We start from the raw sequence: 3,020 nt of genomic DNA, 5'->3' as shown, positions 1-3,020 counted from the left end.
GGAAAATATATGCAGCAAGAAGTCAAAATCATTTAGGAGTAATTAACTATCCAAATAAAAAGGGAAATTCTTGTAATTATGTTGATAAAGGTTTATATAACGGGCAGTATTGGGGTGTATCATACGGTCTCCCCGACTTTATCCAATCCTACTTTTTCATTCCTGATTTTGACGTAAAAAATACCTGCTTTGGAGATACTGCTAAATTTCTTATTTCAGATACCTCTCATATAGATTCAGTGCTTTGGTGTTTTGGGGATAGTATTTCAATAATAAACAATTATTCAAACTTAATGGAGCCAGGGCATGTGTTTTTAGATACAGGGCTTTATAATGTTAGTGTAGTTCTTTGGCATGATACGGTAGCCACTGATACCTTAACCCGTGAAATTCGCATTAGTCCTTATCCAACAGCAGATTTTTATATCAATGATACTATCCAATGTCTTAATGGTAATCATTTTTTATTTTCAGACAGTTCAGGTATTGTTGCAGGTAATTTTACTTATGAATGGGATTTGGGGGATAGCAGTAATTTGTATATCCAAAACCCAACACATCACTATGCTTTTGTAGATACCTTTGATGTAAAATTAACAGTACTTTCAGATTATGGTTGTTCAGCATCAAAAACTAAAACAGTTTTTGTAAATCCTTCCCCAACTGCTAAAATATCATCAGATACAGCCCAATGCTTTGCCCAAAACAACTTTACTTTCTTAAACCCAAGTGATTCTTTAAATTTAAATGTTTCAAAGACATGGTATTTCGGAGATAACAACACTTCAAATGCTGATACGGCACAACATATTTATTTAATTGCAGATACTTTTAATGTGGTTTTAATTGAGGAGACAAATCATGCTTGCAGAGATACTGCAACAAAAGAAATTATTGTACATCCAAGTCCTGTTACAGATTTTTCAGTTAATGACAGTTCGCAATGTTTAAACGAAAATAGTTTTCAATTTACAAACCTAACAGCTTTTCAAAACCTGTTAGGTTTAAACTACATCTGGGATTTCGGTAACGCCTCAACTTCAACGGATTCCAACGGACAAATGAAATATTCATGCTTTGATACTTTTGATGTTAAACTTCTTGCTACTTCAACTCTTGCTTGTAAAGATTCAATTACAAAACAAGTTGTAGTTCTTGAATCACCAAAAGCGGATTTTTCTGTAAATGACAGTTCGCAGTGTTTTAATGAAAACAGTTTTCAATTTACAAACCTAACAGCTTTTCAAAACCTGTTAGGTTTAAACTACAGCTGGGATTTTGGTAACGATTCAAGTTCAACGGATTCTAACGGACAAATTATCTATTCAAAATTTGATACTTTTTCAGTTCAACTTATTTCAACCTCAAGTCTCGGATGTGTAGATACGGCAACAAAATCAATTTTTGTAAACCCAAATCCAAAAACGGATTTTTCTGTAAACGATTCTGTTCAATGCTTGAATGAAAATGATTTTGCTTTTTCCAACCTAACAGGTTTTCAAAACCTGTTAGGTTTAAACTACAACTGGGATTTCGGTAACGCCTCAACTTCAGCCGATTCCAACGGACAAATGAAATATTCAAGCTTTGATACTTTTGATGTTAAACTTGTTGCCACTTCAGTTCTTGGTTGTAAAGATTCAATCACAAAACAAGTTATAGTTCTTGAATCACCAAAAGCGGATTTCTCTGTTACTGATTCTGTTCAGTGTTTTAACGAAAATAATTTTGAATTCATAAACCTAACAGCTTGGTCAAATGCTGTTAGGTTGAGTTATTACTGGGACTTTGGTAACGCTTCAACTTCAACCGATTCCAACGGACAAATGAAATATCTTAGTAATGGAACTTATGAGGTTCAACTTGTTTCTACTTCAAGTCTCGGATGTCCCGATACGGCAAGAAAATCAATTTTTGTTTACCCATCACCAACAGCAGATTTTTCAATAAACGATTCAACCCAATGCCTTGATTCAAACAACTTTATTTTTGTTGACCAATCAAAAATCAGTTCAGGTACTTTAGCTCGCCAATGGTTTGTTGATGACAGTTTAACATCAACAAATCCTGCAATAAATAATTTTTCATTTTTAGAATGGGGAAAATATCCGATAAAAATAATTTCAACAAGTGATAAAAATTGCAAGGATTCAATTTTAAAGAATGTTTACGTCCACCCAATGCCCCTTGCCGCTTACATTTATCTCAACAACTGCCTTGAAGACACAATGTTTTTTTACGATAAATCATTTATCGATTCGGGCAAAGTTCAGCAATGGTTTTGGGAATTTGAAGACAGCAATTATTCGCAACTACAAAACCCAAATCACATTTATTCAGACACAGGTGAAAAAGCCGTAACACTCACATCAACAAGTGATTTTGGTTGCTCAACAGATTCAACAAAATATTTTTTCATAGAGCAACATGTAAAAGCAAACGAGATTATCAGAGCCACAGTTGAAAATAACGAAAACATCCTAATCGAATGGACAGAAGCAACAAAAGGAATTCCCAAAACCTACACCTTAGAAAAATCAGAAAACGGAATAAGTTGGTACGAATTAAGCACAAGCGACAATCAAACATTTGATTTCCTTGATTTTAACAACAGAGTTGACGAACAGTCATATTTTTACAGAATGTTTGTAATTGATAGTTGCGATTACAAAAGTGATTACACAAATTACGGCAAAAGCATCCTTCTTACAACAGAAGCAAAAAGCATTTACCCAAAATTAAAATGGACAGCATACAAAAAATGGAAACAAGGCGTAGAAAATTACGAATTACAGGTTTTTGATAAATCAAAAAATCAATTTACCCTCGTAGAGACAATTCATGAATTGTCTTTACAGGAAAATTACACATTCACAGACAGTTTCACAAAAATAAACCAAGAATTTTACTGCTACAGAATAGTTGCAAACAGAGCAGATGATTCAACAAATTCCATTTCAAATGAAGTGTGCATTCCCACCGAATTTCATATTTACGCAGCAAACACATTCACACCAAAC

Annotated in this window: 1 protein-coding gene; it reads left to right on the top strand. The window is 33.6% G+C overall.

The features are described 5' to 3' along the window. Positions 1 to 3,020: PKD domain-containing protein (locus U9R42_07180; GenBank protein ID MEA3495802.1), on the top strand; the 3,020-nt coding region annotated here is incomplete at both ends.

The organism is Bacteroidota bacterium (assembly GCA_034723125.1).
In the GTDB taxonomy this organism is placed as follows: domain Bacteria; phylum Bacteroidota; class Bacteroidia; order CAILMK01; family JAAYUY01; genus JAYEOP01.
This window is presented reverse-complemented; position numbering and strand designations above follow the sequence as displayed.